This window comes from Mesorhizobium sp. M7A.F.Ca.ET.027.02.1.1 (assembly GCF_004022985.1).
GTDB lineage: Bacteria > Pseudomonadota > Alphaproteobacteria > Rhizobiales > Rhizobiaceae > Mesorhizobium.
On the sequence record NZ_RZOL01000776.1, the window covers coordinates 1 to 1,173 of the forward strand.

The 1,173-nt window shown below is 65.1% G+C and carries 2 protein-coding genes; both read right to left on the reverse strand.

Annotated elements, in window-relative coordinates; genetic code table 11:
• Positions 1-814 (reverse strand): histidine kinase (locus tag EN749_RS36060; protein WP_245491589.1); only part of this gene is annotated, 814 nt, incomplete at its 3' end.
• A gap of 89 nt (positions 815-903) precedes the next feature.
• The coding region (locus EN749_RS38395) for a hypothetical protein (protein ID WP_210214762.1) at positions 904-1,173 on the reverse strand (270 nt) is incomplete at its 5' end.

A 1,173-nucleotide genomic window follows, 5' to 3' on the forward strand; every position in this document is an offset into this window, starting at 1 on the left:
GTTCGAGCACGCTCGGCCGCATGTCGTCGACGATGTGGCGCAGTTCCGTCAGGCAGCCGGCGACCTCATGCTCGAGATCGGCAAGCTGCGCTGCCCGCGCCACGCCTTGCCCGCGAAGGGCCGAAAGCTGGCGCGCGATGCGGGCGAGATCGGCAAGCGTTTGGTCGTGCAGGTCCATGGCCATGCGCCGCCGTTCGCGCTCCATGCCTTCGGTCAATTGCGAGGCGCCGACGCGCAGCAGTTCGACCCGGTTGCGCGCCTCGCTCTCGGCCAGCATGGCGCGGCGCGCCTCCTCGGTCTGGATCAGCGCGAAGATGTAGGGCGCGATCAGGTCCGCGCATTGCTGGGCGACCGCGACATCGGCAAGCGTGTAGCAGTCGACCTCGTGCCGGCTGATGTTGAGCGCGCCGATGATGCCGCCGCGCGCCCTGAGCGGCACGACGATGCGGCTGCGCAGCCTGGCGGCGAAGATCGGACCATCGATGGCGGTGGCGAAATGGAAGCGCTCGTCGCTCAACGCATCGTCGGCGAGCAGATAGGGGACTTCGCCCCACAGCACCGAGCGGATCGGGCTGACTTCGGTCGGCAGCGGATGCTGGGCTAGCTCGCTCCAGCTGGTGTGGAAGCCGGCTTCGTAACAGGCGTGCCGGCGGCCGTCATGCGACAGCACCGCCAGATCCATGTGATCGTGCGGGATGAGCGAGCCGATCTCAATGGCTGTCGCTCGGAACGCCGTGCCGGGATCGATATGGCCGGCAAGCGCCCGCGATATCGCCAGCAGCCGGTCGATCAAGACCAGGGACACTTCCGCCATTGCTTTCACGATCCTCCCGTGCCGCGAAATAGTGGACGCATGCCGCCGCCGCTGTCAACGACGGCGCCGTTGGCCATAGGGTCCCGCACTCAGCTTGACAAAAGACCTGACGACAGCTCGGCGGTGCCGGCAGCCTTGTGGCGGTAATAGGAATTTTTTCTTGACTCCATGCCCTCAGCTATGGTACATTTTTGTCCATGGTGCTGATTTGCGCCAGTGACCCGCCGCACAGGCGGGTTTTTCGTTTGATGCTCCGTCAGCCAATGGCGGGCGAAGGCTCCGAAGAAACCCGTCAGCCCGAGTTCGTTGCCCTGCCGTTGGACCGGCCGATCAACTTGCGGTGCAATGATTGTAAAGGG